Annotated in this window: 1 protein-coding gene; it reads right to left on the reverse strand. The window is 41.8% G+C overall.

What is annotated here, in order from left to right; all coding sequences use genetic code 11:
- Positions 1 to 46: 46 nt before the first annotated feature.
- A partial coding sequence (locus A3729_RS13365) for a site-specific integrase (protein WP_068633981.1) occupies positions 47 to 701 on the reverse strand: 655 nt, incomplete at its 5' end.

Raw genomic sequence — 701 nt, forward strand, 5'->3', positions numbered from 1 at the left:
GTTATCTTGGGTTAAATTGTATTGTTATTCCTTAACGAACAGCTTGTTAATTCTTATTCAGATTTTTTAGCGCATCATTAAGCATTTCCTCTGGCGGCTCTTCATATATAAGAGTTGTTGAGGCGTTTACATGCCCAGCAATTTTCTGAGCCACTTTAACTGACTTCTTCTGTTTATGGATCACATCTGTTATCAGTGAACGGCGACCACTATGTGAACTTGCTTTCTCGATCCCGGCCCAATTTCGGAGCATGAGAGCCATATGTTCCTGAAGTGTATTAGGAGAGTAGGGGCCACCTTTCTGGGTGATAAAGAGTGGATCACCAGGCTTTAGGTGTGATTCTTTTGATATACGAATTTGTAAATACTCAGTAAGAGCCCGCCTCAAATCAGTATCAACCATGGGAAGATCACGGGATTTACCTTTATGTTGTTTCACAGGAGGATAGAAATCTTCAGGGTTTACGTCAGCACCTACCTGAACCAGTTTTTCAACTTGACGTATCATTTGATCAAATGCTGACTTCTTAAAGCTGATGGTTTTGCGCTCATATTTACTCTTTGAGCGTTTCATGGCATCAGCGCCTTTCGTATACGAGGCGGGTAAGGTCATCACCTGAAGTAATGTGAAGTCGCAACGAGAAGTTAGTTGTGCAATCTCTTTTATTTGTAGCAAAGCAATCTCTTGCGCTCGCAATCCG

The sequence above is a fragment of the Oleiphilus sp. HI0043 genome, from assembly GCF_001634935.1.